Consider the following 26,428-nt stretch of genomic DNA (forward strand, 5'->3'; position numbering starts at 1 on the left):
TTTCCCGCTTTTTATTTATTCAAAAAACAATTAACTGGGTAACAATAAAAGTAAAATTACCATATTTTAATTGAAAATGTTTAGCATAGAATATTCTTTTTTGATACACTTACTAATGGTATATAAATACTCCTGACGAGTGTTCTCAAAGAGAAAGGGGATTAATGAATGACCGAAAAAAAAGTCTATCGATATGATTGGGCTGGACGCCCATTAGTAATTGAAGTTGGCCAATTAGCAAAACAAGCTAATGGGGCTGTGCTTGTTCGCTACGGCGATTCGGCAGTACTTTCCACTGCAACGATGTCTAAAGAGGCAAAAGCATTAGATTTCTTCCCTCTTACTGTAAACTACGAAGAACGTTTATATGCAGCAGGAAAAATACCTGGAGGGTTTATCAAGCGAGAAGGCCGTCCATCTGAACATGCAATTTTGGTTTCGCGCTTAATTGACCGTCCGATTCGTCCGATGTTCCCAGAAGGATTCCGTAACGAAGTACAAGTCGTTTCAATTGTCATGTCTTCAGACCCGGATTGTCCAACAGATGTGGCTGCAATGCTTGGTTCATCGTTAGCTCTTTCCATCTCAGATATTCCATTTAACGGACCAATCGCGGGTGTGCATGTAGGTTATGTAGATGGAAAATTTGTTATTAATCCAGATATAGAACAATCAGAGAAAAGTACAATCCACTTATCTGTAGCAGGCAATAAAGACGCTATCAACATGGTTGAAGCAGGTGCTTTAGAAGTTCCGGAAGAAATCATGCTTGAAGCCATTATGTTTGGGCATGAAGAAATTAAAAAATTAATTGAATTCCAGGAACAAATAGTTGCAGAAGTCGGCAAAGAAAAAATTGAAGTAGAATTGTTTGAAATTGATGAAGAAATTGAAAATGCAGTTAGAGCAATGTGCGAGCAAGATATGATTGCTGCCATTCAAACTGTGGAAAAATTAGCTCGGGAAGAAGCAATTGCAGCTGTTAAAGAGCGAGTAATTACTTATTATGAAGAACAAGAAGCTGAAGAAGAAACGTTGAAACAAGTAAACACTGTTTTAGATAAAATGGTGAAAGAGGAAGTTCGACGTTTAATTACAGAGGAAAAAGTACGCCCAGACGGACGAAAAGTAGATGAAATTCGCCCGCTATCATCTGAAGTCGGCTTATTGCAACGCGCCCATGGTTCAGGTCTTTTCACTCGAGGTCAAACACAAGCCCTTTCCATCTGTACTTTAGGTCCATTAGGAGACGTGCAAATCATTGATGGATTAGGTTTAGAAGAATCAAAACGTTTCATGCATCATTACAACTTCCCTCCATTCTCAGTAGGGGAAACAGGTCCTATGCGCGGTCCTGGTCGACGTGAAATCGGACACGGTGCATTAGGTGAACGTGCATTGCTTGCAGTCATTCCGGATGAAAAAGAGTTCCCATATGCGATTCGTTGTGTATCAGAAGTATTAGAGTCCAACGGTTCAACTTCTCAAGCGTCAATTTGTGCTAGTACACTCGCTATGATGGATGCAGGTGTTCCAATCAAAGCGCCTGTTGCAGGAATTGCGATGGGATTAGTGAAAAAAGGCGAACACTATACAATTTTAACAGATATTCAAGGAATGGAAGACCATCTTGGAGATATGGATTTTAAAGTAGCTGGAACAGAAAAAGGTGTTACAGCGCTTCAAATGGATATTAAAATTGACGGATTATCACGTGAAATTTTAGAAGAAGCGTTAATGCAAGCAAGAGAAGGTCGTTTGAAAATCTTAGAACATATGAAACAAACGATTGCAAAACCGCGTGAACAACTTTCAAAATATGCTCCAAAAATTATTTCCATTAAAATTAACCCTGAAAAAATTCGTGATGTTATTGGGTCAGGGGGAAAAACAATCAACAAAATTATCGATGAAACAGGTGTAAAAATCGATACTGAACAAGACGGTACAATTTATATTTCTTCTGTGAATGAAGAAATGAACTTACGCGCGAAAGAAATTATCGAAGAAATTGTTCGCGAAGCAAAAGTGGGAGAATACTATTTAGCAACTGTAAAACGCATTGAAAAATTCGGTGCATTCTGTGAAATTTTCCCTGGCAAAGATGGATTACTCCACATTTCTGAAATTCAAGAAGAACGTACAAATAAAGTAGAAGATGTACTCAAAATTGGCGATAAAGTACTGGTGAAAGTAATCGATATTGACGATCAAGGTCGCATTAATTTATCGCGAAAAGTAGTCATTAAAGAAGATAAAGAGCGAGCAAAACAAAATTTAAAACAGTAATATGTTGAGAGGTTGTAGAAAAGGAGAACAACCTCTTTTTATTTGTTTGAAATGAAAGTACATAGGACATCAAAAAACTTTTATTCCTATAAAATATTTTGTAAAGTAAGAAGTAGTTTCGATTATAAAGATCGAACAGATAGGAAATGTCAGTAGAAAGAGGTTGTAAATTGGTTAACGTTTATACTTGTCAAAATGGCGTAAGGATTGTATATGAACATATTCCATACGTGCGTTCAATTTCTGTAGGAATATGGGTTGGAGCAGGATCTAGATTTGAACTGCCAGAAGAAAACGGAATTACCCATTTTATTGAACATATGCTCTTTAAAGGAACAAATACTCGAACTGCTAGACAAATTGCAGAAGAGTTTGATCGCATTGGCGGAGAGCTAAATGCATTTACATCAAAGGAAAATACTTGCTACTATGCAAAGGTGTTGGAGCATCATGGAAAGTTGGCAATCAGTATATTAGCTGATATGTTTTTCCATTCAGTGTTTGAAAAAAATGAATTGGAGAAAGAACGGCAAGTTGTATTAGAGGAAATCTTAATGAGCGAAGATGCTCCTGATGATGATGTACACGAACGTTTATGGAGAGCGATGTATCCAAACGATCCATTGGGCCTTCCGATTTTAGGAACGAATGAAACCCTTCAAAAATTTGATCGTGATTTTATTTTGAACTATATGGATAAACATTATTTTCCAAAGAATGTTGTTATTTCTTTGGCAGGGAATATATCAAAAGATTTGCTTTTACATATTGAATCGTTGTTCGGGAACTTCGAACCATCTGAAAAAGCTGTCCCACTAAACTTATCAAATCCAACATTTCATTCAGGACGTTTCGTAAAGGAACGGGATGTAGAACAGTCCCATTTGGCGATGAGTTATCCCGCCATCAGTGTAAAAGATCCAAATTACTATAGCTTTATCACTTTAAATAATATTATAGGTGGCAATATGTCTTCCCGCCTCTTCCAAGAAGTAAGGGAAGAAAAGGGATTAGCTTACACAATTTTCTCCTATCCATCCTGTTATATGGATGTCGGTGCATTAACCATTTACGGAAGTACGAACAATCAACAATTGCCTTTACTACATGAGACAATTATTAAATCCATTGAAAAAATAAAAAAAGATGGCGTGACGCTACAAGAGCTTTATAACGGAAAAGAACAGTTAAAAGCAAGTTTTCTACTGAATATGGAGAGCATGACGAATCGCATGAGCCGTAACGGGAAAAACGAATTGATTTTTGGTCGTCATTTGACGGTGGATGAAATCCTTCAAAAAATTGATGCGATTTCTTTGGATTCTATTCAGGAGCTGATCGATAAGATTTTCTCCGTTAAACCAGCAGTGGCAATTATTGGTCAGGGTATAAAAGATTCATCAAAATAATGAATTGATAAAAACGAGCAAGGTAAGGTTCCCTTGCTCATTTTTTTAGTATTCTTTTTTCTCAAAAAACTTAACGGAGAGTTGATAGGATAAATAAAACATGACAACCGCAATGATCAAAGCAATGTATCCAAATAAAAGAAGAAATTCAAGTAATTGATGAAAGAATGAACCATTTGAAATGACATTTATTACAATGACAGGTATAAAAATTAGAGCCAAAATGAAAATGCGAGCTTTTTGGGCACCATATTTAATGGTCACTGGTATCACGAATGACAACATCATGAGGACTCCTGATATGAAGATGGATAAAATTGAAATAAAATTAACCATTGTAAATGTTTTAGTAATCGTATTTGTTAATAAAAAAATTGGAAAAACAATGACAACCATACAAAGTATTAAGAACAGACTTAAAATATACTTACTTTTTACGATATCGGACTTTTCGATTGGCAGTGTATTGACAAATCGATTCCAATGACTTGTTTCGTCGTTGGAAAGGGTGATATTGATTAAAGTCATGGATAAAACCGTAAGAAAAATAAGTAACATTCCCGTATCACCCAAAAAGAAAGAAGCGATGACAAAAAGCGTTATGAGCATTAACAAAGAGTTTTTTTGGTTAAGTATGACGTACAAATCTTTTAAAATCAGTGCTTTCATACATAAGCTCCTTTCACAAAAAATAACATGATGTCTTCTATGGACGGTTTATCGAGATGGAAAGCTTTGTTCACTTCTTTTCGATTCACTAAAATTTCTATTCCGAATGCATTTTTTCTCATGCGCACTTTTGCATGTTCAGGCAATTCCTTCGATTGCTCCACCGTTCCTTTCCATATTCCGTAGTCATACAACAGTTCATCTTTATTTTTGCTAAAGACGATTTCCCCTTCATGAATAAACGTAATATAGTCAGCAATCTTTTCTAAGTCAGATGTAATGTGGGTGGAGAATAAAATGCTGTTGTCCTCGTCCTGCATAAATTCCATAAAAAGATCGAGAATTTCATCCCGCACAATCGGATCTAATCCGCTCGTCGGTTCATCTAAAATTAATAATTTTGGATGATGGGCAAGAGCCATGGCAATGGACAGTTTCATCCGCATTCCACGGGAAAGCTGTTTAATTGGCTTTTTAATAGGTATTTTGAAGCGCTTTAATAGTTCAACGTAGTAAGCTTCATCCCAATTAGCAAAAATTTTTTCTAATATGTGATTGATTTGAGTTGCATTTAATGTTTCAGGTACATATAAATCATCAAATACGACACCGATTTGCTCTTTGATGGCTGTATCGTGTTCAACATAATCCAATCCAAGTAATTTAACTTCTCCTCTATCCTTTTGAAGCAAGTTTAAAAGACATTTAATGGTCGTTGTTTTTCCGGCACCATTTTCTCCAACAAAGCCCATAATTGTACCGGTTGGTAACTGGAAAGAAACATCGACTAATTGAAATTGAGGAAACTTTTTTCTTAAATTTGCGACTTCAATTGCATACGTCATTCCAATTCCTCCTCTACTAACAATGAAAGTAAATCCAATAATTCTTTTCCATGAATTCCTGCAAGCTTCGCGATTTGAACGGCTTTATTTAAGTGGTCTTCCACTTGCCGAAGCAATTCTTCTCGCAAAAACTCCTGATTTCGTTCCGCAACAAAACTTCCCTTCCCAGCAAAAGTAACGATAAATCCATCCCGTTCTAAATCGGAATACGCCCTCTTTGTCGTCATAACGCTAATTTTTAATTCTCTCGCTAGATTGCGAATGGAAGGCAATGGATCACCAGGTGTTAATTTTCCTGTAATAATTGCTTGTTTAATTTGTTCTGTAATTTGTTCATAAATTGGTTTATCGCTTGCATTACTAAGTTTAATATCCACGGAGTCACCACCATTCTGATTTACAACTGTATATATACAGTATATACAGTTGTAACGGATTGTCAACAATAAAACTTTTAAACTTGATGGGCACCTAACGGATTTTTCATGCATATAGTACTAATAAGCTCATGGAGGAGGGAAATGATGCTATTATCAGAGCTTGCTGAAAAGGAATTAATCGAAATGGAAAATGGAGTTCGTTACGGCTATCTATCTGAGACGGAATGCATCTTTGATCCTAAAACAGGAAAAATTTTAGGGTTTGAATTAATAGAACCTTCCCGTTTACCGTTCCAGAAAAAAAAAATCAACGACGGCAATATTTATTCCTTGGGAAGAAATACATCTCATAGGGGAAGACCGTATTTTATTTCGAAAAACAACGAGTACAAGAAGGCATTATGACCGATGACGAACGAAAAATGGCTTGTAATTGGAACGGATGAGCGATTGAAAATTCTTGCAAAAAAGTTATCAAATCCAGAGAGGACTATTTACTACAAAAGCAAAACAAATTGGGATCATGAACTAAACCATCTTTCGTTATCTATACAACCGGACTATGTCGTATTACCAATCCAGCCACTAAAAGTGGAAGTACCTGCTGTTTTAGGTATAACGAATGCGACTATTTTTAGTGGGAAGACAAATGAAGAATGGAAAGAAATCTTAAAGGAAAATCAAATTTACTATTATTTAGAGGATGAAGAGTTTATTTGGCAAAATGCTCTTCTTACGGCAGAAGCTTTTGTAGCAACTTTCTATAATACGAAACATGCGATTTCTGGAAAAAGATTTATTATTACTGGATTTGGTCGTGTAGCAAAAACGCTTGGACATTTATTGAGAAGTATTGGGGCTGATGTGGTTATTGCTGTAAGGTCGGATGTTCAATTGAATGAAGCGAAAGCTTTCCGTTTCGAATCTGTATATTTAGCTGATGTGGGAGAAATAGAAGCGGATTATTTTATTAATACAATTCCTGCTAGATGGCTAGATGCAAGTGTGAAAGAAAAAATTAACATGCCGATTTATGATTTAGCTTCCTACCCAGGTTGCTTAAAAGATGATGTAGAACGACGTGATCATTATGAATTATTACCAGCATTACCTGGGAAATATTTCCCGCATGATGCGGCGAAAATTTTGTATAATTCGATTGTTGGCCAATTAAGGAGGAGAAAATCTTGCTGAAAGGTAAAAGAATTGGGCTTGGCATTACCGCATCCCATTGCACATATGAGGATGTCGTACCAAAAATAAAAAATCTTCGCGATGCAGGTGCGACAGTCATTCCGATTGCAACCCATTCGGTATTAACAGCTGTTACTCGCTTCGGAACAGGAGAGGAATGGGTGAAAAAAATAGAGGAATTATCTGGAAATAAAGTTGTTTCTACAATCGTCGAAGCTGAACCTTTCGGGCCTAAAAATCCGCTTGATTGCATGGTCATTGCACCGATGACAGGCAACTCCATCAGCAAATTTGCCAATGCGGCGACTGACAGCCCAGTGCTAATGGCTGCAAAAGCAACTTTAAGAAACGGAAATCCTGTAGTATTAGGAATTTCTACAAATGATGCGCTAGGTTTAAATGGTGTCAACATTATGAAACTATTAAACTCAAAAAACATTTACTTTATTCCTTTCGGCCAAGATGATCCATTTAATAAACCAACTTCATTAATTGCAGATTTCACAAAAATGGTAGATACGGTTGTGCATGCAATTTACTACAAAAAGCAGCTTCAACCGTTATTTATTCAGTACCATAAAGAAAATTAATTTTTATCACACAATTCAGTAAAATTATGATAAAATTTTCATCATTATATAAGGATTATATGGTTTAAATGTATTAGGAGGAGATTTATAGAATGTCGAAGCTATTAACAGTAGCGATTGTAGGTGCAACAGGTGCAGTCGGTACAAAAATGAAAGAACAATTACTAAAAAGAAATTTTCCAATTAAAGAAATAAAGTTTTTAGCCTCTGCCAAATCTGCAGGAAAAGAAATAGAATTTGGAGGAAAAATGTACAAAATTGAGGAAGCTACTCCTGAAGCTTTCGAAGGGGTAGATGTGGCGCTATTTTCTGCAGGAGGGTCTGTTTCCGCAAAACTTGCTCCTGAGGCGGTAAAACGTGGAGCGGTTGTAATTGATAATACAAGTCATTTCCGTATGGATCCGGATGTGCCTTTAGTGGTGCCCGAAGTCAATCGCGAAGACTTAAAGAAACATAACGGAATCATCGCTAATCCAAACTGTTCAACAATTCAAATGGTTGTAGCATTGCAACCTATTCGACAAAAATTAGGTTTAAAGAGAATTATCGTTTCCACTTATCAAGCAGTTTCTGGTTCAGGGATGTCTGCCATCGAAGAGCTTCGCGAACAGAGCAAGCATTGGGATGACAGAAAAGATGTAGAAGCGAAGGTATTACCAGTAAAATCTGAAACTAAACATTATCCAATTGCATATAATGTTCTCCCTCAAATCGATGTGTTCACAGAAAATGGATTTACTAAAGAAGAAATGAAAATGATTAACGAAACAAAAAAGATTATGCATTTACCAGATTTACATGTGGCAGCCACATGTGTACGTGTACCGGTTGTGAACGGTCACTCTGAATCTGTGTATATCGAAGTTGAAAAAGAGGCAAGTGTACAAGATATCTATAATATTTTAAAAGACGCACCTGGCGTTGTGTTGCAAGACGATTTAAATAATCAAGTTTATCCAATGCCTCTTTATACTGAAGGGGAAGACCCAGTGTATGTAGGAAGAATTCGAAAAGATTTATATCATCCAAACGGTTTCCACCTATGGGTTGTCGCAGATAACCTGTTGAAAGGAGCTGCCTTAAACTCAATCCAAATCGCTGAAGCAATGCTAGAGGATAACTTACTATAAGGAGGGTTAGATTTGGATTTAGGTAGAATCGCTACTGCCATGGTTACACCGTTTCAAGAAAATGGTGATATTGACTTTGAGGCGGTGGAGAGACTCATTGAATATCTTCTTGCGAATGGAACCGATTCGATTGTCGTTTGTGGAACAACTGGAGAATCACCTACTCTATCAACTGAAGAAAAACTTCAGTTGATTCGGTTTACGGTTGAAAAGGTGAACAAACGGGTGCCTGTCATTGCAGGAACAGGCTCCAATAATACGAAACAAACAATTGAGCTAACTAAAAAAATAGAGAGCCTCGGAGTTGACGGGGTTATGTTGGTGGCTCCCTACTACAATAAACCTAATCAAAAAGGACTTTATGCACATTTTGAGGCAGTAGCAGAAGAAACAACATTACCAATTGTTGTGTACAATGTGCCAGGGCGCACGAGTTCGAATATTGAAGCAGCCACAACAATTGCATTAAGTAAAATACCTAATATCCAAGTCGTAAAAGAAGCGAGCGGTAATTTAGATCAAATATCTGAAATACTAGCAAATACTCATGATAAATTTCTCGTTTATAGCGGAGACGATGCGTTAACACTACCGCTGTTGGCAATTGGAGGACGAGGTGTCATTTCCGTTGCTTCGCATATCGTAGGAAACAAAATGCAAGCGATGATTCAAGCTTTTGAAGAAGGAAGACACGCATTTGCAGCGAAAATGCATCAAACGCTATTACCTTTGTTTAAGCAACTCTTTAAAAACCCAAATCCGGTTCCGATAAAATACGCAATGAGTAAAGTTGGTTTCCATATTGAAAAAGTTCGATTGCCTTTAGTCGAGATGACCGATGAAGCAAAACAAGAATTTGATCATGTTTGGGAACAAGTGAAGCAAAATATTTGAAGCCTGCTCTCCAAACAATTCTTTTTGAGTTGTTTGGGTGATAGGCTTTTTTTATTTTTAAAATTTACAATATCGAAATACCATTTTTTATTTGTACTTCCTCCCCTCTCACCGTATAATGATAAATAAGTGGTTGTGCGTTCGGGATAATATTAGGAGGAAAGATTGTGATAAAAACAAAAAATGAAGTAATCCGAATCATCCCACTTGGAGGCGTGGGAGAAATCGGGAAATCCATGTACGTTATTGAAATCGATGACGAAGTCTTTATTGTCGATAGCGGTTTAATGTTTCCAGAAGATGAAATGCTTGGTATTGACATCGTCATCCCTGACTTTACTTATTTGGAAGAAAACAAAGATCGGATTAAAGGAATATTTCTTACTCATGGTCATGAAGATGCAATTGGTTCTATTGCCTATGTATTGCAAAAAATTAATGCACCTGTGTACGGATCGAAATTAACAATTGCTCTTGCTAAGGAACATTTGAAAGAATTACCTGCTCCACATCAAGTGAAATTCTTCGAAGTAACAAACAAAAGTCGCATGAACTTTCAATCGACTTATGTAACCTTCTTCCATACAACACATAGCATTCCTGACTCTTTAGGAATTGTTTTCCATACTTCTGAAGGGGCAATTGTGCACACAGGAGAATTTAAATTTGACCAATCTGCAAAAGGAAAATTTAAACCAGATCTTGCCAAAATGGCTCAATTAGGTGTAGAAGGAGTATTTATTTTACTTTCAGAATCAACAGAAGCAGAGCGACCAGGGTATACGACGAGTGAAACGGTAATTGAGGAAAGGTTAGCGAAATTCTTCCATTCTGCACCTGCCCGTATCATTGTTGCAGTATATGCTTCAAATTTTATCCGCATTCAACAAGTATTTAACCAGGCACAAAAATCAAATCGTAAAGTAGCTATCGTTGGGAAAAGCCTCGAAAAAGTCATCGATATTGGAGTAAAACTTGGATATTTATCCATAGACGAAAACACATTAATTCCTGTTTCAGAAATTAATCAATATGAAGATGATGAATTGATTATTATTGTGACAAGCAATCAAGGAGAACCTTTAGATGCCCTTGATAAAATTGTACGAAAACAACATCGCGATATTCGAATAAAAGAAACAGATACTGTATTAATTACTTTCACGCCGTCACCAGGAATGGAAGTGCAGATGTCAAATGCCATGAACAATCTTGCGAAAGCTGGTGCAACGGTATTGGCAGCCGATAAAAAAGTCCATGTATCTGGGCACGGTAGCCAAGAAGATTTAAAACTAATGTTAAACTTAATGAAACCAAAATATTTTATCCCGATCCAAGGCGAATACCGAATGTTAATTGCACATTCCAAATTAGCACAGCAAGTTGGAATTGATAAATCGCGCATTTTTATTGCGGATAAAGGCGATGTTGTGGAATATCGAAATGGTAAAATGCGCATAAGCGGCCGCGTACAAGCAGGAAATGTCCTTATTGACGGAAGCGGTATCGGTGACGTTGGAAATATCGTTTTGCGCGACAGAAAACTGCTCTCCCAAGACGGTATATTCATCGTTGTCGTAACCTTAAACCGTGCCCAAAATCGAATTGCTTCAGGACCAGAAATTATTTCTCGCGGATTTGTTTACGTTCGTGAATCTGAAGAACTAATTTCAGAAGCGACGGAAATTGCCCGTGAATGTATAGAAAAATATGTAAGCAAAGACACGTTCGAATGGACAAATATTAAACAAGAAATCCGAGAAACGTTAAATGCTTATTTATTCCAAAAAACAAAACGACGACCAATGATAATCCCGATTATTATGGAATATTAAGCTAGACTAGATAAGACAGGATTTTCTTCACCGTACAGCGGTTAAGGAAATCCTGTTTCTCATACTGATGATTGTTTCTTGTAGAGTAGGTGAACAATATGGCGAGGAAGAAAACGAAAGCAAAAACGAAAGCAAAGGCTGGCATTTCTCCCCTTTATTTTGAAATCATCGGATTAATTTTAATTGGCTTTGCCATCATCATCTTTTTTGAATATGGTTTTGTAGGCCGAATGGTGCAAAGTATTTCGATGTTTTTTTTCGGTAATCTTTACTTCGCAGTCCCAACATTCCTCTTTTTATTCGCAATATTATTGATGGTTAAGCGAGAAAAAATCCCATTTACCGATCGCGTTTTACTCGGTGCGATGATGATGATTTTCAGTTTATCCATTTTTAGTCATAGTGTTTTGTTTGATGAATTATATAAGCGGGATGCGTTGGAATCTCAATCAGTATTGAAAGAAACTTGGCGAATAATGATTAGTGATGAGGGCATTCAAAATAGAAGCAATGTGCTTGGCGGTGGAATGATTGGTGCGTTTTTGTTTAGTATGTTTCACATTTTATTTGGTGCAACTGGAGCGAAAGTAGTAGCAATTCTATTATTTTTCATTGGAATTGTTTTAGTCACAGGAAAAGCTTTTGTACCGATGATTGCTGAAAAAATTCCAAACTTCAAATTAAAATTGCCGAAAAAGAAAAAACGTAAACGCCGTTCATTAAATAAAGACGAGAATAAGCGAAAACGAACGAAATCTGAAGAGCAAACAGCATTAAAAGAGATGGCGGCAACAAGTGAAGAATCGGTTCCATTATTGTTAGTGGAAGATGATGAAGATGATGAACCAATCATTTCTGATTTTACTCAAAATATTCAAAAAGAGCAGAAACTAGCGCAAGAAGTACAAGAAGACGATAAACAGGATACAATTGAAGATACAATTCAACAATCCGTTGAAAACAACGTGGAAAATCAAGATTACCGGTTGCCGCCTATGACTTTATTAAATGTCCCTCCAGAGCATGATCAAAGCGGCGAATATTCTATCATTCAAGCGAACGCAAAAAAACTTGAGCAAACGCTTTTAAGTTTTGGCGTAAAGGCAAAAGTAGTGCAAGTTCATTTAGGTCCAGCCGTAACAAAATATGAAGTGATGCCAGACGTTGGAGTAAAAGTTAGTCGAATTGTCAATTTACAAGATGACTTAGCTCTTGCACTTGCAGCAAAAGATATTCGAATGGAAGCGCCGATTCCAGGAAAATCAGCCATCGGTATCGAAGTGCCAAATAGTGAAGTGGCAGTTGTAACGCTGAGAGAAGTTTTAGAGTCAAAAGAAAATAACAAACCGGATGCTAAACTGTTGATTGGATTTGGTCGAGATATTGCTGGACAAGCAATCTTAGCTGAATTAAATAAAATGCCTCACTTGCTTGTTGCAGGTTCAACCGGAAGTGGGAAAAGTGTATGTATTAACGGCATCATCATCTCGATTTTAATGCGAGCAAAACCACATGAAGTGAAAATGATGTTAATTGACCCGAAAATGGTTGAGCTCAATGTTTATAATGGAATTCCACATTTGTTAGCGCCTGTTGTTACGAACCCGAAAAAAGCCTCACAAGCCTTGCAAAAGGTTGTGAGTGAAATGGAAAGACGTTACGATTTATTCTCTCATACTGGAACGAGAAATATAAAAGGGTACAACAGCTACGTAGAGCGCTACAACAAAGAGCATGAAGAGCAATTATCAAAATTACCTTATATCGTTGTCATTATTGACGAGTTAGCAGATTTAATGATGGTAGCTTCCCACGATGTGGAAGATGCCATTACGAGACTTGCACAAATGGCTCGTGCAGCAGGAATTCACTTAATTATCGCAACTCAACGGCCTTCTGTTGATGTCATTACTGGAGTCATCAAAGCAAATATCCCATCTCGAATTGCCTTCGCTGTATCAAGTACTGTCGATTCAAGAACTATTCTTGATACAGGCGGAGCAGAGCGCCTCTTAGGTCGAGGGGATATGTTGTTTATGCCAGCAGGTACTTCCAAACCAATACGTGTTCAAGGGGCATTTGTTTCTGATGAGGAAGTACAAGCGGTAGTAGATTATGTCATTGCTCAACAAAAAGCCCAATATGATGAAACGATGATTCCAACTGATGAACCAGATGATCAATCTTTTGAAGAAGAAACAGACGAGCTTTATGATGAAGCGGTGAAATTAGTGGTGGAAATGCAATCTGCATCCATTTCTATGCTGCAACGTCGTTTTCGAATTGGTTATTCCCGCGCAGCAAGAATTGTTGACCAAATGGAAGCTCGCGGTGTAGTCGGCCCACCTGATGGCAGTCGTCCAAGACAAGTATTAATCTCGAGTATACAGGAATAATAAGCGATTCATTCAATGCTCTCTATTAGGATGACGGATTCAATCGTTGACCTAATCGAGAGCGTTTTTTATCTTATTCTTCATTGTGAAAACTAGTAGGATACATTACGACAACAAATGCTGAAGAAATTGTTCTTTTACGTTTAACCATTCTTCCTTTGTAATACTATACATGACCGTATGTCGAATGCTTCCATCTCTTCGAATCATATGATTTCGAAAAACTCCTTCTTTTACTGCTCCAATTCGTTCAATTGCTTTTTGGGATCGTATATTTTGATGACCTGTCTTTAGTTGAACCCGATTTAACTTTAATTGTTCAAAGCAATACGTAAGTAACAAAAACTTGCAATTTGTATTAATCGGCGTACGCCATACAGAAGGATTGATCCATGTGTTACCAATTTCTAATCTTTTATGCTCCAGCGATATATCTAAAAAGGAAGTGCAACCCACAATTTTGTTTGTTTTTTTATCGATGATGACAAACATATAGGAAACTTTTAAATTGCGTTCAGCAATTGCGTTTTTAACATATTGTTCAACTGCTTTTTTCGTCGTTAAAGATACTTGCATATGTTCCCAAATACGCTCATCTCTTCCAGCTTCCGCAATAGATTCAATATCGGTTAATTCAACTGGACGAAGTAAGACAATATCGTTTTCTAGTATTATATTTTTCATTTGAACAACCTCCTTTATTGCTATTAAAAGCTTCATTTGATACTTTTGAAATAACCAAATTCTGAATTTTTTATCATACCAGGAGGTTGAAATGGAGTTACAATTTCAGTTTCCCGAGACGACGCCAAAATATATTGCGATATATGAACAGCTAAAAGAAAAAATCATTACGAAACAACTTAGGGCTAATGAAAAATTACCTTCAAAAAGAAAGCTTGCAGAGCAATTGAACATTAGCATTCAAACTGTACAAAACGCGTATGAACAATTGCTAAGTGAAGGATACATTTATAGTGTAGAACGCTCAGGCTATTTTATTTCAGAATATAATGGTGATTGGTGTCACATAGTTGTAAAAGATAAACCTTCGATTGAATTGATTGAGGAGAACTCAATCTATAATTTAAAAAATGGGCAAGTAGATGCAGAGGCTTTTCCATACAAGGTATGGCAAAAACTATATAAAACTCAATTACAAAAATTCCCTGCACACGCTAGTCCTTGGCAAGGTGAAAGAACGTTGCGTAAAAATATTGCAAATTATTTACACATCGCTAAAGGAATTGAATGTGAACCTGAACAAATCTTTGTTTTTAGTGGTACACAGCAACAGTTACAAGCATTATGCATCTTTTTTGGCAACATTCCAGTTGCAATTGAAGAGCCTGGATTTTATAGAGCAAATATTATTTTTCAACAAATGAAATATAACATTGAATATGTAAGAACTGATCATTACGGTGCCACCATCCCAACGAACAGAGTAAAATTATACTATGTGACTCCTGCTCATCAGTTTCCGTTAGGGGCCGTTATGCCAATTGAGCGAAAAGCTCAATTACTTCAATGGGCACAGGCAACAAATGCCTATATTATTGAGGATGATTACGATGCAGAATTTCGTTATAAAGGGTTGCCCATTCCTCCACTAGCTAATATGGATCAGCTACAGCGCGTCATTTATTTCGGTACTTTTTCAAAAACCCTTTTACCATCGATTCGCATGAGCTATATGGTGCTGCCAATTTCCCTTGCTGTTGATTTCCAAAACTTTTATCAGCATCAAAAATCAACTGTGTCGAGAATTGATCAACTTGTTGTGGCTGAATTTATGGAATCTGGTTATTTTGTAAAACATATTGAAAAAATGCGCACACTGTATAGAAAAAAATGGAAAACATTAATAGAAGCATTACAAGTTTATTTAACGGATGAATATAAAATTTTCGGCGATACAGCAGGACTGCATATCGTCATACAATTACCTCCATGGTTATCTGAGAAACGTGCTGTACAAATTGCTCTTGAAAAAGGAATTGATATTGATCCGGTCTCAAAATATTATCAAACAACTACACCTCAAAACCTAGTCATGATAGGATTTGGTGCCATCCCTTTAGAAAAGATTCATCCTGTCATACAAACATTAGCTGATGGTTGGTTACAATCGCGGTAATGGAAGAATCTACTATACTACAATCTTCAAAAAATTCTTCATTAAGCCATATGTAATGCTAAAAGGAAAATTTTCTATTAAAATGAAAATGTTGTACATAAACTGTTCCTTTGCATGTATAGTAGTAATAGCAGTTAATTGGGTATATTTCTGAATAATAAACGAGCCTCTTGAGAAAATTATGTTTATGAGGCATATACACAATATATGGGAAGTCAGGAGGAATTTTTTTGTTTCAAACGACGAAATTAGCGGAGGGCGTTTCGCTACATATAAGAAAAACGACACAATTTAAGACGGTGAATTTCTCTTTTAAGTTTAGGACACCTTTAACGACAAAAGTGGCAGCGGAGCGAGCTGTTCTTTCAAACGTATTACAACATAGCAATGAGCGGTTTAAAAAATCAGCAGAGTTTCGCAGTTATTTAGATGATTTATATGGTACGATGCTTTATTTCGACGTATCGAAACGCGGTGTGGAACATACTGTAGTGTTGAACGTAGAAACGGTAAATGATCAATATTTATCGAATCATCCTGTTTTAAATGATGTGATTGGCTTATTACAAACAGTTATTTTCCATCCAAATATGGAAAACGGACAATTTGTTCCATCAATCGTCGAACGGGAGAAACAAATTGTTATCCAACGAATTGAATCAATTTTTGACGATAAAACTCGCTATGCTCAACAACGGTTAACACAAATTTTACGTCCGAATCATCCTGCATCTATTCCAGCAAGCGGCTCAATTGAAGCGGTAAAGGAAGTAACTCCGGAGTCGCTGACAGAGGCTTATTATTCCATGATTCATAACGACAAAATTGACATATACGTAGCAGGAGATATCGACACGGAAGAAATTCAAGAAAAAATGAAAAAAGCTTTCCAGTTTAAAGATCGAACTCCTCAACAACTAAATTACAATGAGGAATCAAAGCCTGAGAAAGATTATGTAAAAGAGTTTCAAGATATGAAGCAAGGTAAGCTGCATATTGGCTTTAGCACACCGGTGAAATTTGGCGATCCAGATTTTCCTAAAATGCAAATTTTCAACGGCGTATTTGGCGGATATGCCCACTCGAAACTATTTATGAATGTCCGTGAGCGTGAAAGTTTAGCATATTACGCTTCCAGTTCCTATTCGCCTCATTACGGTCTACTTTTCGTTGTTTCAGGAATTGAACCAAGCAACGAGAAAAAGGCAATTGATATTATTTTTGAACAGTTAGAAGACATGAAAAAAGGAAATATTTCCGATTTAGAATTGAATCAAACGCGGGCGATGTTGACAAATCAATTGAGAGAAGCGTTGGATTTAGCTCGTGGTCAAATTGACATATTTGATCAATATAAAGATTTAGATGAAGAATTTTCTGTAGAATTGTGGAAGGAACGTTGGAATAAAGTGACAAAAGTTGATTTAAAACAAATGGCATCTCTAATTCAACATGAAGCAACATATTTCTTATGCGGAAAGGAGGCGAAATAATGGAAACGATTGAATTTCAACAATTAGATGAAACGTTATATTATAAAAAATTATCCAATGGACTTGATGTATATATATTGCCAAAAAAGGGATTCTCTAAAACTTTCGTAACTTTTACTACAAAATATGGATCCATTGATCGTACCTTTACGCCAATCGGAGAATCGGAGCGTATCACAGTTCCAGATGGCATCGCCCATTTCCTTGAACATAAAATGTTTGAAAAAGAAGAAGGCGATGTATTCCAAAAGTTCAGTGAAAGAGGAGCGTCTGCAAACGCATTTACTTCTTTTACAAGAACAGCTTATTTATTTTCTGCAACGGATAATATTTTCGAAAATACGGAAACATTGTTAGACTTCGTGCAACAACCGTATTTTACTGAAAAAACGGTAGAAAAAGAAAAAGGAATTATCGGGCAAGAAATCACAATGTATGATGACCAGCCGGATTGGCGACTGTATTTTGGGACAATTGAAAATATGTATCACAATCATCCTGTAAAAATTGATATCGCTGGAACGATTGAATCCATTGATCAAATTACAGCTGAACATTTATATACTTGCTATAATACGTTTTATCATCCTTCCAACATGTTGTTATTTATTGTTGGAAATGTGGATCCAAAAGAAATGATGAATTTTATTGAAGAAAACCAAAATAAAAAGTCCTTTAAAGAAGCACCTGAAATTGATCGCTATTTTGAAGAAGAACCACTTGATGTTGCAGTAAAAGAGCGAGAAATCAAAATGGATGTTCAACAGCCGAAAGTGTATGTCGGACTGAAAGCGAAGGAGACAAATTTGAGTGGGGAAGAAATGCTCAAACATGAACTCGCTGTACAAATTGGTTTAGAATGTTTATTTGGCCGCGCATCCGAATTTTATACAGATGTTTACGAAAACGGATTAATTGATGAGTCCTTTGCTTACGATTTTACTTTAGAGAAGGGATTTGGATTCGCTTTAGTCGGCTCAGATTCACCGGATCCTGATGCACTCGTCGAAAAAATATTGCATACCGTTAATCATGCAAACAAAATTTTCAATGAAGAGGCGATTGAACGTATAAAACGAAAAAAAATCGGCTTCTTCTTAAGAGCGTTAAATTCATTAGAATATATTGCAAACCAATTTACAAGATATAAATTTAATGATATGAATTTGTTTGATGCAGTTCCTGTAATTGAAAAAATCACATTGGAAGATGTGAAAGAAGCTTTTCAATCCATTCAAGGCGAATCTCAACAAACGACATTCAAAATTTTACCGACAAGGAGCCCGCAATGAAAAAATTTGCACTTGTGATTGGAGCTTCCGGTGCAATCGGTAGTGCGATTGTAAAGCGTCTAGCTAAAGATGGCTGGTCGCTTTATTTGCATTATTTTAAAAATCGTGAAAAAGTGGAGCATTTAGTAGATGATTTGAATACTGCTTATCCTCACTTGGAATTCATCCCGGTACAAGCGGATTTCTCCGTTGATGGTGGGGCAGAACAATTGGTCAATCAAATTTATTCTATTCAAGCGGTCATTTTTGCCGGTGGTACCGCATATTATGGTCTACTTGAAGATACCCCATCAAGCGTTATTGATCAACTATGGAAAGAGCATGTACAAAACCCCATTCGGCTTGTTGCACTTTTATCAAAAAAATTGCGTCAACATGATATTAGTTATATTATGTTTATCAGTTCTATTTGGGGAGAAGCTGGAGCTGCTTATGAAACTGTGTATGCTACAGTAAAAGGTGCCCAACATGCTTTCGTGAAAGCATATGCAAAAGAAGCAGCCTATCAAGGGATTTTAGTAAATGCGATTGCACCTGGTATCATCAATACGGAAATGAATGACCATTTGTCGGAAGAAGAAAAACAGGAAATTTATAATGAGATTCCACTTCATCGCATGGGGGAACCTGAGGAAGTTGCGAATATGGTCTCCTTTTACATTAGTGGACAGGCAGATTATGTCACAGGCCAAATTATACGTTTAAATGGTGGTTGGTACATATAATGAACGTTGCTTGTCCATACTAATGATGAAAAGGAGGAGATAATATGGAAATATTACAAAACTGGGAACGATGGAAATCATTTCTTGGACAACAAGTAGAAAATGCAAAAAATATGGGCTTGTCTGATAACACAATCGAAAAAACAGCGGTCCAAATCGGCGAATATTTAGCGAAAAATGTTGACCCAAAAAATGAACAAGAGAGAGTGCTCGCCGATTTATGGTCAGTAGCTAGTGAAAAAGAAAAACATGCACTAGCAAGCTGTGTTATGAAATTAGTCCAAAACAACAACATTAACTAATGATGGAAACTTTTTTGGTTGTTACTTTTTAACTAAACTATTCATATCATCTTGAATAGTATTTAGTTTCCTTTCCGTATGTGTATTTAAAAGGAAAAAGGGGGAAATTTCCTCCTTTTTCTTCATTCCAATTCATCAAATATGAATGAGTCGTAAAAAGATGAATAATTTTGTCCAATTTAGCATAATTTTGTCGCATTCTAACTTTTCAATACATATAAAATCAGATATGATGAAACTTGTAGGTCATTATTTTCGTTAAAAATAAGGGGACGGTTGTAAATGGGTGAATGGTATTTTGAATATGAAATTCAAGTAAATCGTCCAGGATTGTTAGGTGATATTGCCTCTCTACTTGGTATGCTTAAAGTGAACATTGTAACGATTAATGGTGTAGACGAAGGCCGTCGAGGTTTGTTGTTAAAATCCGAAAATGAGGAATCCATTAGACGTTTTCAATCGATTGTCAACACAATTGATGATATCCGCGTCACAAAATTGCGTGAGCCAAAAGTTCGAGATCGTTTAGCTGTTCGACATGGTCAATATATTGAAAGAGACGCAGATGAAAAAAATACTTTTCGTTTTGTTCGAGATGAACTAGGAATTTTAGTTGACTTCATGGCTGAATTATTTAAAACCGAGGGACATAAGTTAATCGGAATTCGTGGAATGCCTCGAGTAGGCAAGACAGAATCAATTGTTGCAGCGAGTGTCTGTGCTAATAAAAAATGGATATTTTTATCCTCTACTATGATTAAACAAACGATTCGAAAACAATTAATGGGAGATGAATTTAATACAAATAATATTTTTATTCTCGACGGAGTCGTTTCTAGAATGACGACAGATGAAAGGCATTTGCAACTTGTGCGTGAAGTAATGAAAATGCCTAGTGTAAAAGTAATAGAACATCCAGATATTTTTGTAAAACACTCCGAATATAACATTGAAGATTTTGATTATATTATCGAATTGCGCCATCATCCAGATGAAGAAATCGTTTATGATGCCATTGGGAAGAATGACACTTTTGCCAATGGGGACTTTTTCTCATTTTAATAATATTAAATAAAGTAGGTGTTATGGTTGACAGAGCTCGGTACTCGCCTAAAAGAAGCGAGATTGTCTAAAGGATATAGTTTAGATGATTTACAAGAGATTACGAAAATACAAAAAAGGTATTTAGTCGGCATTGAAGAAGGAAATTATTCTATTATGCCGGGTACCTTTTACGTACGAGCATTTATCAAGCAATATGCTGAAGCAGTTGGACTCGATCCGGATGAAATTTTTGAGGAATTTAAAAACGAAATTCCTAGTCATCAAACGGAGGAAGTAGCACAATCATTCTCCCAAAGTCCAACTCGTAAAAAATTAAAAACAACATCCACAAATAAATTAATGGAATCTTTGCCTAAATATGTTGTTGCCTTATTTATTATCATCATCATTGCTGTCCTTTGGTTCTTTTTCTCTCAAAGGCCATCAGCTCCAGAAGAACAAGTAACAGAAAATAATACTGAGCCAATTGAATATGAGCAAACAAATGTTGATAATCCTCCAGCAAAGGACGAAAATAAGGCTGGAAATGAGGAAGAGCCTAATGATCAACCAATTGTAGATGAGCAAGAAGATGATGAACAACAAACGCAAGTCATTTCAGAGGGACAAGTGCAACCGGATGGGGTTTCGACTGTTTACGAATTATCAGGAACAGACAAAATGCAAATCCGGGTTGAAGTTTCTGGTGATACTTGGGTAAGCATTCGCGATGCAAATGGTAATGAACAAGTGGATGATCGTGTCTATAAACAAGGAGAAGTAGTAGAACACGATTCATCTGCGAACGGATATGCCCGCATAAGACTTGGTTTCTCTGAAAATGCAAAAGTGTTTGTGAACGATGAAGAAATTCAATACGTTCAACACTTGAGCGCTCAAAATATTATTATTAAATTTAGCGAGGAACAGTAGTCATCTATTATAGATGACTATTTTCTTTCGCATGAAAGGTTGTAGTAGATAATGAATTTACCGAATAAAATTACTGTTTCCCGCATTTTACTAATTCCTATTTTTGTCATTGTGATGATGTATGATTTTAATTGGGGAACAATGGAATTGTTCGGCGCTGAAATGCCTGTCCATCATTTTGTAGGTGCATTGATATTTATTGTTGCATCGTGTACTGACTGGATCGATGGGTATTTTGCCCGCAAATATAATCTTGTAACAAACTTAGGAAAATTTTTAGATCCCCTTGCTGATAAATTATTAGTCACTTCTGCATTTTTACTGTTAGTGGAATTAGGGCTTGCTCCTGCGTGGGTCATTATCATCATATTAAGCCGTGAATTTGCTGTTACTGGTTTGCGTTCCATTTTGGCCGGTGAAGGAAAAATTGTTGCTGCCAGCAACTTAGGAAAAATAAAAACATGGACGCAAATTGTTGCCATTACTGCACTGTTATTGCACAATACTATTTTTATTATGTTCGGCATACCATTTGATAAGTTGATGCTTTACGTTGCATTATTCTTTACAATTTGGTCTGGTTGGGATTATTTTTATTTAAACCGACAAGTTTTTGTTAATTCCAAATAAGTGAGGGGAAAAGATGAATGCCGAAATTATTGCAGTTGGCTCTGAGTTGCTTTTAGGTCAAATTGCCAATACGAATGCAAAATTTATTTCCAGCCAATTATCAGAGCTTGGTATTAACGTATATTATCATTCGGTGATTGGCGACAACGGAGGTAGGCTCAAAAAAGCGATTGAAATTGCTGAATCCCGTGCAGATTTAATTATTTTTTCCGGCGGATTAGGACCAACGAAGGACGATTTAACAAAAGAAACGATTGCAGAGCATTTAAATGTGCCTCTCGTTTTCGATGAAAAAGCACTAGAAGCAATTGAAAAATTTTTCACTAACCAAGGTAGACCGCTTACAGAAAATAATCGAAAACAAGCTCTAGTTCTACAGGGTAGTGAGGTATTAGTCAATCATCACGGTCTAGCTCCAGGCATGCTGCTTCAAAAGGGAGGACGGACATACATATTATTGCCAGGTCCGCCAAAAGAATTAGAGCCGATGTTTCAATTTGAAGCCAAACCAAAGTTAGCTTCTCTTATCAGCAAAGGAGGAATTATTCTATCTCACGTTCTTCGCTTTTATGGCATAGGAGAAGCAGAATTGGAAACGAAGATTCAACATATTTTAGATGCCCAATCAAATCCAACGATTGCCCCGCTGGCTTCTGATGGTGAAGTGACGTTGCGCATTACAGCGAAAGCGGATTCGAAAGCAGAAGCTTGGGAATTAATAAATGAAAAGAAAAGGGAAATTTTATCGATTGTTGGCAAATATAACTATGGTGTTGACGATGATACGCTCGCATCAAAAGCGGTTGAAATGCTCCTTCAAAATAAGTTAACGATTTCAGCTGCTGAAAGTTTAACAGCGGGATTATTTCAATCAGAACTAGCGGAAATCCCTGGCGTTAGCGGCACGCTTGTTGGTGGAATGGTGACTTATACAGAAGAGGCAAAAATCCAACAGCTGGGAATTCCAAAAGAATTGCTCAATCAATATGGTATCGTGAGTAGCGAGTGTGCTGCGAGTATGGCAAGAAATGTTCGTGAAAAGTTTGGTACGGACATTGGCATTGGTTTGACAGGAGCTGCTGGCCCAGAACCACATGACGGAGAGCCGGCAGGAACAATTTGGATTGGCATCGCGATTGGCGAGGATGTAGTGACGAGGAAACTTCAATTGTCTGGACTTCGAAATACCAACCGTTTACGTACCGTCAAATATACGTTGAGTTATTTAATCCGATTGCTTGAGGAAAAAAGATATCAAAAGGTCTAAAAATAAAATTTGAGCCAAAAAAATGGCTCAAATTTTATTTTTGCGAAAATACGTTCGGTTTTTTATTGATTATTTCTCAAAAAAGAAGTATAGTAGAAACAGAACAATACAGATTCGCTTTTTAAGGAGGAAACATTTTGAGTGATCGTAAAGCCGCCTTAGATATGGCGTTAAAACAAATTGAAAAGCAATTCGGTAAAGGCTCCATTATGAAACTCGGTGAAAAAACGGATTTGCAAATTTCGACTGTGCCAAGTGGTTCACTAGCTCTTGATGCAGCCCTTGGTGTAGGGGGATATCCGAGAGGACGTATTATTGAAATTTATGGTCCAGAGTCATCCGGTAAAACTACAGTGGCATTACATGCAATTGCGGAAGTTCAGGCACAAGGTGGACAAGCGGCATTTATTGATGCAGAACACGCATTAGACCCAATTTACGCTCAAAAATTAGGCGTTAATATCGATGAATTAATTCTTTCCCAACCTGATACTGGAGAGCAAGCGTTGGAAATTGCTGAGGCATTAGTGCGAAGCGGTGCAATTGATATTATTGTCATCGACTCTGTAGCGGCATTAGTGCCAAAAGCGGAGATTGAAGGAGAAATGGGCGACTCACACATGGGGTTACAAGCTCGCCTAATGTCTCAAGCTTTACGAAAATTATCTGGGGTCATCAATAAATCAAATACAATCTGCATTTTCATTAACCAAGTTCGTGATAAAATCGGCGTCATGTTTGGCAATCCAGAAACGACACCTGGTGGCCGTGCTTTAAAATTCTATTCTTCCATCCGTTTAGAAGTTCGCCGTGCGGAAACAATTAAACAAGGTAGCGAAATGGTAGGAAGTAAAACAAAAATTAAAGTAGTGAAAAATAAAGTAGCTCCACCATTCCGCACTGCAGAAGTGGATATTATGTTCGGTGAAGGAATTTCGAAAGAAGGCGAAATTGTCGATATTGGTGCAGAGCTAGACATTATTCAGAAGAGCGGTTCCTGGTATTCATACAACGATGAGAGAATTGGACAAGGTCGAGAAAACGTGAAACAATTCTTGAAAGCAAATCCAGAAATTCGCGATGAAATTGCACAAAAAATTCGTGAATCCTTTGGCATGACATCGAATTCCTACATGATTGCAGCTCATGACGATGACGAAGAGCTCGCAGAAGAATTACCGTTATTTGATGAAGAATAATAAACGGTGATGTTCTAAATAGCATTATAAAAAAGTAAATAGAAGGTTTGCCCAAAGACTTCATTAAAAGAGCGAATGAGAATTTTTTGATTCTCTTTTGCTCTTTTTCTTTCTCTAGAAAGAGCAGTAATTATTCTTGGTGGAGTTTTGGTTATATTTGCATCTTTGAAAATACAAAATTTCATTTATAGATGAATAAAATCAAATGAAAATTGGGAAAATAAGTGAAGGAAATATTTTTTGAAAATAGAAACTTAATATTTCCTATAATTAATATATTTTCCACCACTAGCATTGCACTAATTAAATCTGATGATTCAAAATACTAAGAATGTTCAATTTTTTATTGATTTCGAAACAAAAAAATCCTTTACAATGGAAGTACAGGTGGTTCCTGTCCAAATCCAATCGTAAAGGATAAACGTTATGGACAAGAATACACTAATTTCATCATTTGGTAAATGGGTTTCACCCATAAATATTCAAAAACTTAGCGAACAAGTCAAAGAATTGAAACAGGACTATTACACAAAAAAGCTGACAACAGAAGCCTATATTAAACTTTTATTGGTAGCCCAGCTGCTCGAATTTAAGAGCTTAGAGGAAATGAGTGATGCACTTGTAGACGAAGATCTTCAAAAAGCACTCGGATTTGAATCGATAAGTGCCTCTCAGCTATCCCGAAAAAACAATCAGATCAACCCACTAATTCTTGCAAATTTGTTCTTGGATCTTGTTTGGAAAATTCAACGGTACCATTATAAAACCGGAAAGAATATGCCACTGAAAATCATTGATTCAAGTACACTCCCGTTGAATTTGACCAATTATAAATGGGCAAAATTCCGTAAAACAAAAGCTGGTGTAAAGCTACACTTACGGCTCGTTTTCATGGATAAAGACACCGTCTATCCTGAAAAAGCAGTGATTACGACAGCAAAAGAACATGACCGAAATCAACTCGAAGTCCTAGTGGATGATAAAGAAGCCATGTATGTGTTTGACCGCGGTTATGTGGACTATGAACGTTTTGATCGGATGACAGATGATGGCTATTTCTTCGTTTCAAGACTGAAGAAAAACGCAGTCATTCGTGAAGTCTATACATTTTCACTTCCTGATGATTGTCACGTTCTATCCGATAAAATGGTCTACATTGGTACCACACAAAATCGTACTGAAAATGTCTTTCGTCTACTAGAAGTTATGGACACAAAAGGGAACTTACTTCGTTTCATCACCAACCGATTTGATTTAAAACCAGAAGAGATAAGTGATATTTACCGATCTCGCTGGGCTATTGAACTCTTTTTCAAATGGCTCAAGCAACACGTAGAAATTAAGCACTTTTATGGAATGAGTGAAACAGCTATTCAAAATCAAATTTTCTTAGCCCTTATCACGTATTGCTTACATGTTCTCATTCAATTGGAGATGAAAAGTAAGAAATCTCTACTTCGAATTACTCGTTGGTTAAAGAGAGCTCTGTGGAAACCAGCTTATGTTTGGTTGCGAAAATTTGATGGGCGAGCCAGTCCATAATCTCCCTTTTGTCGTTGTCGCTCTGGTTTAACTGTATATATTTACCAAATGGGCAGTGCCACCTTTCTTTAGGTTTTGTCTTTTTGGCACAAATTCACAAAAATTAATTAACAGAAAATTCTAACTATATTTATGCAATGCTAATGATTTTCCACGAATTTATATCAAAAAAACAGAAAAATTTCCTTAAAATTATCATCAAATAACGAAGTATTGAGAATCAAAATCAG

At 36.6% G+C, this 26,428-nt stretch carries 24 protein-coding genes; 20 read left to right on the forward strand and 4 right to left on the reverse strand.

The features are described 5' to 3' along the window. Positions 1-168: 168 nt before the first annotated feature. Together pnp and UtA1_RS08455 are read left to right on the forward strand one after the other, a co-directional pair. On the forward strand, positions 169-2,289 hold the full coding sequence (gene pnp / locus UtA1_RS08450) for a polyribonucleotide nucleotidyltransferase (protein ID WP_096550688.1): 2,121 nt from the start codon (positions 169-171) through the stop codon (positions 2,287-2,289). Between the two features lie 170 nt (positions 2,290-2,459). Next, positions 2,460-3,698: a M16 family metallopeptidase gene (locus tag UtA1_RS08455; protein ID WP_096550689.1), complete on the forward strand. Its 1,239-nt coding sequence runs from the start codon at positions 2,460-2,462 to the stop codon at positions 3,696-3,698. Positions 3,699-3,743: 45 nt separating this feature from the next. On the opposite strand, the gene UtA1_RS08460 is transcribed toward UtA1_RS08455, so the two are convergent. Genes UtA1_RS08460 through UtA1_RS08470 form a run of 3 tightly spaced genes read right to left on the reverse strand, consistent with a single transcriptional unit; the run spans position 3,744 to position 5,589 of the window. Continuing rightward, the gene (locus tag UtA1_RS08460) at positions 3,744-4,367 is read right to left on the reverse strand and encodes an ABC-2 transporter permease (RefSeq protein WP_096550690.1); all 624 of its coding nucleotides are present in this window, start codon (positions 4,365-4,367) and stop codon (positions 3,744-3,746) included. Then, a complete protein-coding gene (locus UtA1_RS08465; RefSeq protein ID WP_096550691.1) occupies positions 4,364-5,212 on the reverse strand; it encodes an ABC transporter ATP-binding protein in 849 nt (282 codons plus the stop codon). The genes UtA1_RS08460 and UtA1_RS08465 overlap by 4 nt, the downstream gene beginning before the upstream one ends. After that, positions 5,209-5,589: a GntR family transcriptional regulator gene (locus UtA1_RS08470; RefSeq protein WP_096550692.1), complete on the reverse strand. Its 381-nt coding sequence runs from the start codon at positions 5,587-5,589 to the stop codon at positions 5,209-5,211. The genes UtA1_RS08465 and UtA1_RS08470 overlap by 4 nt, the downstream gene beginning before the upstream one ends. Before the next feature lie 144 nt (positions 5,590-5,733). On the opposite strand from UtA1_RS08470, the gene UtA1_RS08475 reads away from it, so the two are divergent. From UtA1_RS08475 to UtA1_RS08505, 7 genes are all read left to right on the forward strand, one after another. Beyond that, entirely contained in the window at positions 5,734-5,997 is a 264-nt protein-coding gene (locus tag UtA1_RS08475; protein WP_232019822.1) for a YlmC/YmxH family sporulation protein, read from the forward strand. A gap of 3 nt (positions 5,998-6,000) precedes the next feature. Further along, positions 6,001-6,786 (forward strand): dipicolinate synthase subunit A, encoded by a 786-nt coding sequence (locus UtA1_RS08480; protein ID WP_096550693.1) that lies wholly within the window; start codon positions 6,001-6,003, stop codon positions 6,784-6,786. Continuing rightward, on the forward strand, positions 6,780-7,376 hold the full coding sequence (locus tag UtA1_RS08485) for a dipicolinate synthase subunit B (protein WP_096550694.1): 597 nt from the start codon (positions 6,780-6,782) through the stop codon (positions 7,374-7,376). The genes UtA1_RS08480 and UtA1_RS08485 overlap by 7 nt, the downstream gene beginning before the upstream one ends. 92 nt (positions 7,377-7,468) lie before the next feature. Further along, on the forward strand, positions 7,469-8,506 hold the full coding sequence (locus tag UtA1_RS08490) for an aspartate-semialdehyde dehydrogenase (RefSeq protein ID WP_096550695.1): 1,038 nt from the start codon (positions 7,469-7,471) through the stop codon (positions 8,504-8,506). 12 nt (positions 8,507-8,518) lie between these two features. Continuing rightward, the gene (gene dapA, locus UtA1_RS08495) at positions 8,519-9,400 is read left to right on the forward strand and encodes a 4-hydroxy-tetrahydrodipicolinate synthase (RefSeq protein WP_096550696.1); all 882 of its coding nucleotides are present in this window, start codon (positions 8,519-8,521) and stop codon (positions 9,398-9,400) included. Between the two features lie 167 nt (positions 9,401-9,567). Beyond that, complete coding sequence (locus UtA1_RS08500) at positions 9,568-11,235, forward strand: ribonuclease J (protein WP_096550697.1); 1,668 nt, start codon at positions 9,568-9,570, stop codon at positions 11,233-11,235. A 98-nt stretch (positions 11,236-11,333) separates the two neighbouring features. Next, complete coding sequence (locus UtA1_RS08505; protein ID WP_096550698.1) at positions 11,334-13,631, forward strand: FtsK/SpoIIIE family DNA translocase; 2,298 nt, start codon at positions 11,334-11,336, stop codon at positions 13,629-13,631. A 105-nt stretch (positions 13,632-13,736) separates the two neighbouring features. Here UtA1_RS08505 and UtA1_RS08510 read toward each other — a convergent pair whose 3' ends face one another. Then, complete coding sequence (locus tag UtA1_RS08510; protein ID WP_096550699.1) at positions 13,737-14,315, reverse strand: GNAT family N-acetyltransferase; 579 nt, start codon at positions 14,313-14,315, stop codon at positions 13,737-13,739. 91 nt (positions 14,316-14,406) lie between these two features. On the opposite strand from UtA1_RS08510, the gene pdxR reads away from it, so the two are divergent. From pdxR to UtA1_RS08565, 11 genes are all read left to right on the forward strand, one after another. Next, positions 14,407-15,771, forward strand: coding sequence for a MocR-like pyridoxine biosynthesis transcription factor PdxR (gene pdxR, locus UtA1_RS08515; RefSeq protein ID WP_016836819.1), 1,365 nt, complete (start codon positions 14,407-14,409; stop codon positions 15,769-15,771). A 230-nt stretch (positions 15,772-16,001) separates the two neighbouring features. Next, a complete protein-coding gene (gene yfmF, locus UtA1_RS08520) occupies positions 16,002-17,264 on the forward strand; it encodes an EF-P 5-aminopentanol modification-associated protein YfmF (RefSeq protein ID WP_096550700.1) in 1,263 nt (420 codons plus the stop codon). Continuing rightward, positions 17,264-18,556: an EF-P 5-aminopentanol modification-associated protein YfmH gene (gene yfmH, locus UtA1_RS08525; RefSeq protein WP_096550701.1), complete on the forward strand. Its 1,293-nt coding sequence runs from the start codon at positions 17,264-17,266 to the stop codon at positions 18,554-18,556. Before yfmF ends, yfmH begins: the two co-directional genes overlap by 1 nt. After that, on the forward strand, positions 18,553-19,281 hold the full coding sequence (gene ymfI / locus UtA1_RS08530) for an elongation factor P 5-aminopentanone reductase (RefSeq protein WP_096550702.1): 729 nt from the start codon (positions 18,553-18,555) through the stop codon (positions 19,279-19,281). Before yfmH ends, ymfI begins: the two co-directional genes overlap by 4 nt. 44 nt (positions 19,282-19,325) lie before the next feature. Continuing rightward, on the forward strand, positions 19,326-19,583 hold the full coding sequence (locus tag UtA1_RS08535) for a DUF3243 domain-containing protein (protein WP_096550703.1): 258 nt from the start codon (positions 19,326-19,328) through the stop codon (positions 19,581-19,583). Between the two features lie 282 nt (positions 19,584-19,865). Further along, the gene (locus tag UtA1_RS08540; protein ID WP_096550704.1) at positions 19,866-20,645 is read left to right on the forward strand and encodes a DUF3388 domain-containing protein; all 780 of its coding nucleotides are present in this window, start codon (positions 19,866-19,868) and stop codon (positions 20,643-20,645) included. A gap of 18 nt (positions 20,646-20,663) precedes the next feature. After that, positions 20,664-21,560 carry a helix-turn-helix domain-containing protein gene (locus tag UtA1_RS08545; protein ID WP_232019823.1) on the forward strand — a complete coding sequence of 299 codons (897 nt, stop codon included), beginning with the start codon at positions 20,664-20,666 and terminating at the stop codon, positions 21,558-21,560. Between the two features lie 51 nt (positions 21,561-21,611). Continuing rightward, complete coding sequence (pgsA, locus tag UtA1_RS08550) at positions 21,612-22,190, forward strand: CDP-diacylglycerol--glycerol-3-phosphate 3-phosphatidyltransferase (protein WP_016836826.1); 579 nt, start codon at positions 21,612-21,614, stop codon at positions 22,188-22,190. Positions 22,191-22,203: 13 nt separating this feature from the next. Beyond that, positions 22,204-23,457, forward strand: a complete 1,254-nt coding sequence (locus UtA1_RS08555; RefSeq protein ID WP_096550706.1) for a competence/damage-inducible protein A — start codon at positions 22,204-22,206, stop codon at positions 23,455-23,457. A gap of 137 nt (positions 23,458-23,594) precedes the next feature. Further along, entirely contained in the window at positions 23,595-24,656 is a 1,062-nt protein-coding gene (gene recA / locus UtA1_RS08560; RefSeq protein ID WP_016836828.1) for a recombinase RecA, read from the forward strand. A gap of 426 nt (positions 24,657-25,082) precedes the next feature. Continuing rightward, positions 25,083-26,198: an IS4 family transposase gene (locus UtA1_RS08565; RefSeq protein WP_096549683.1), complete on the forward strand. Its 1,116-nt coding sequence runs from the start codon at positions 25,083-25,085 to the stop codon at positions 26,196-26,198. Positions 26,199-26,428: the final 230 nt, after the last annotated feature.

Origin of the sequence: Ureibacillus thermosphaericus, from assembly GCF_002370195.2 — a bacterium.
Taxonomy (GTDB): Bacteria; Bacillota; Bacilli; order Bacillales_A; family Planococcaceae; genus Ureibacillus; species Ureibacillus thermosphaericus.

Excerpts from the sequence above, each read along its gene's own strand:
- pnp (WP_096550688.1), top strand. The coding sequence starts at position 169 with ATGACCGAAAAAAAAGTCTATCGATATGATTGGGCTGGACGCCCATTA.
- UtA1_RS08460 (WP_096550690.1), bottom strand. The coding sequence starts at position 4,367 with ATGAAAGCACTGATTTTAAAAGATTTGTACGTCATACTTAACCAAAAA.
- UtA1_RS08465 (WP_096550691.1), bottom strand. The coding sequence starts at position 5,212 with ATGACGTATGCAATTGAAGTCGCAAATTTAAGAAAAAAGTTTCCTCAA.
- UtA1_RS08475 (WP_232019822.1), top strand. The coding sequence starts at position 5,734 with ATGATGCTATTATCAGAGCTTGCTGAAAAGGAATTAATCGAAATGGAA.
- UtA1_RS08480 (WP_096550693.1), top strand. The coding sequence starts at position 6,001 with ATGACGAACGAAAAATGGCTTGTAATTGGAACGGATGAGCGATTGAAA.
- UtA1_RS08490 (WP_096550695.1), top strand. The coding sequence starts at position 7,469 with ATGTCGAAGCTATTAACAGTAGCGATTGTAGGTGCAACAGGTGCAGTC.
- UtA1_RS08505 (WP_096550698.1), top strand. The coding sequence starts at position 11,334 with ATGGCGAGGAAGAAAACGAAAGCAAAAACGAAAGCAAAGGCTGGCATT.
- UtA1_RS08510 (WP_096550699.1), bottom strand. The coding sequence starts at position 14,315 with ATGAAAAATATAATACTAGAAAACGATATTGTCTTACTTCGTCCAGTT.
- pdxR (WP_016836819.1), top strand. The coding sequence starts at position 14,407 with ATGGAGTTACAATTTCAGTTTCCCGAGACGACGCCAAAATATATTGCG.
- yfmH (WP_096550701.1), top strand. The coding sequence starts at position 17,264 with ATGGAAACGATTGAATTTCAACAATTAGATGAAACGTTATATTATAAA.
- ymfI (WP_096550702.1), top strand. The coding sequence starts at position 18,553 with ATGAAAAAATTTGCACTTGTGATTGGAGCTTCCGGTGCAATCGGTAGT.
- UtA1_RS08535 (WP_096550703.1), top strand. The coding sequence starts at position 19,326 with ATGGAAATATTACAAAACTGGGAACGATGGAAATCATTTCTTGGACAA.
- UtA1_RS08540 (WP_096550704.1), top strand. The coding sequence starts at position 19,866 with ATGGGTGAATGGTATTTTGAATATGAAATTCAAGTAAATCGTCCAGGA.
- pgsA (WP_016836826.1), top strand. The coding sequence starts at position 21,612 with ATGAATTTACCGAATAAAATTACTGTTTCCCGCATTTTACTAATTCCT.
- UtA1_RS08555 (WP_096550706.1), top strand. The coding sequence starts at position 22,204 with ATGAATGCCGAAATTATTGCAGTTGGCTCTGAGTTGCTTTTAGGTCAA.
- UtA1_RS08565 (WP_096549683.1), top strand. The coding sequence starts at position 25,083 with ATGGACAAGAATACACTAATTTCATCATTTGGTAAATGGGTTTCACCC.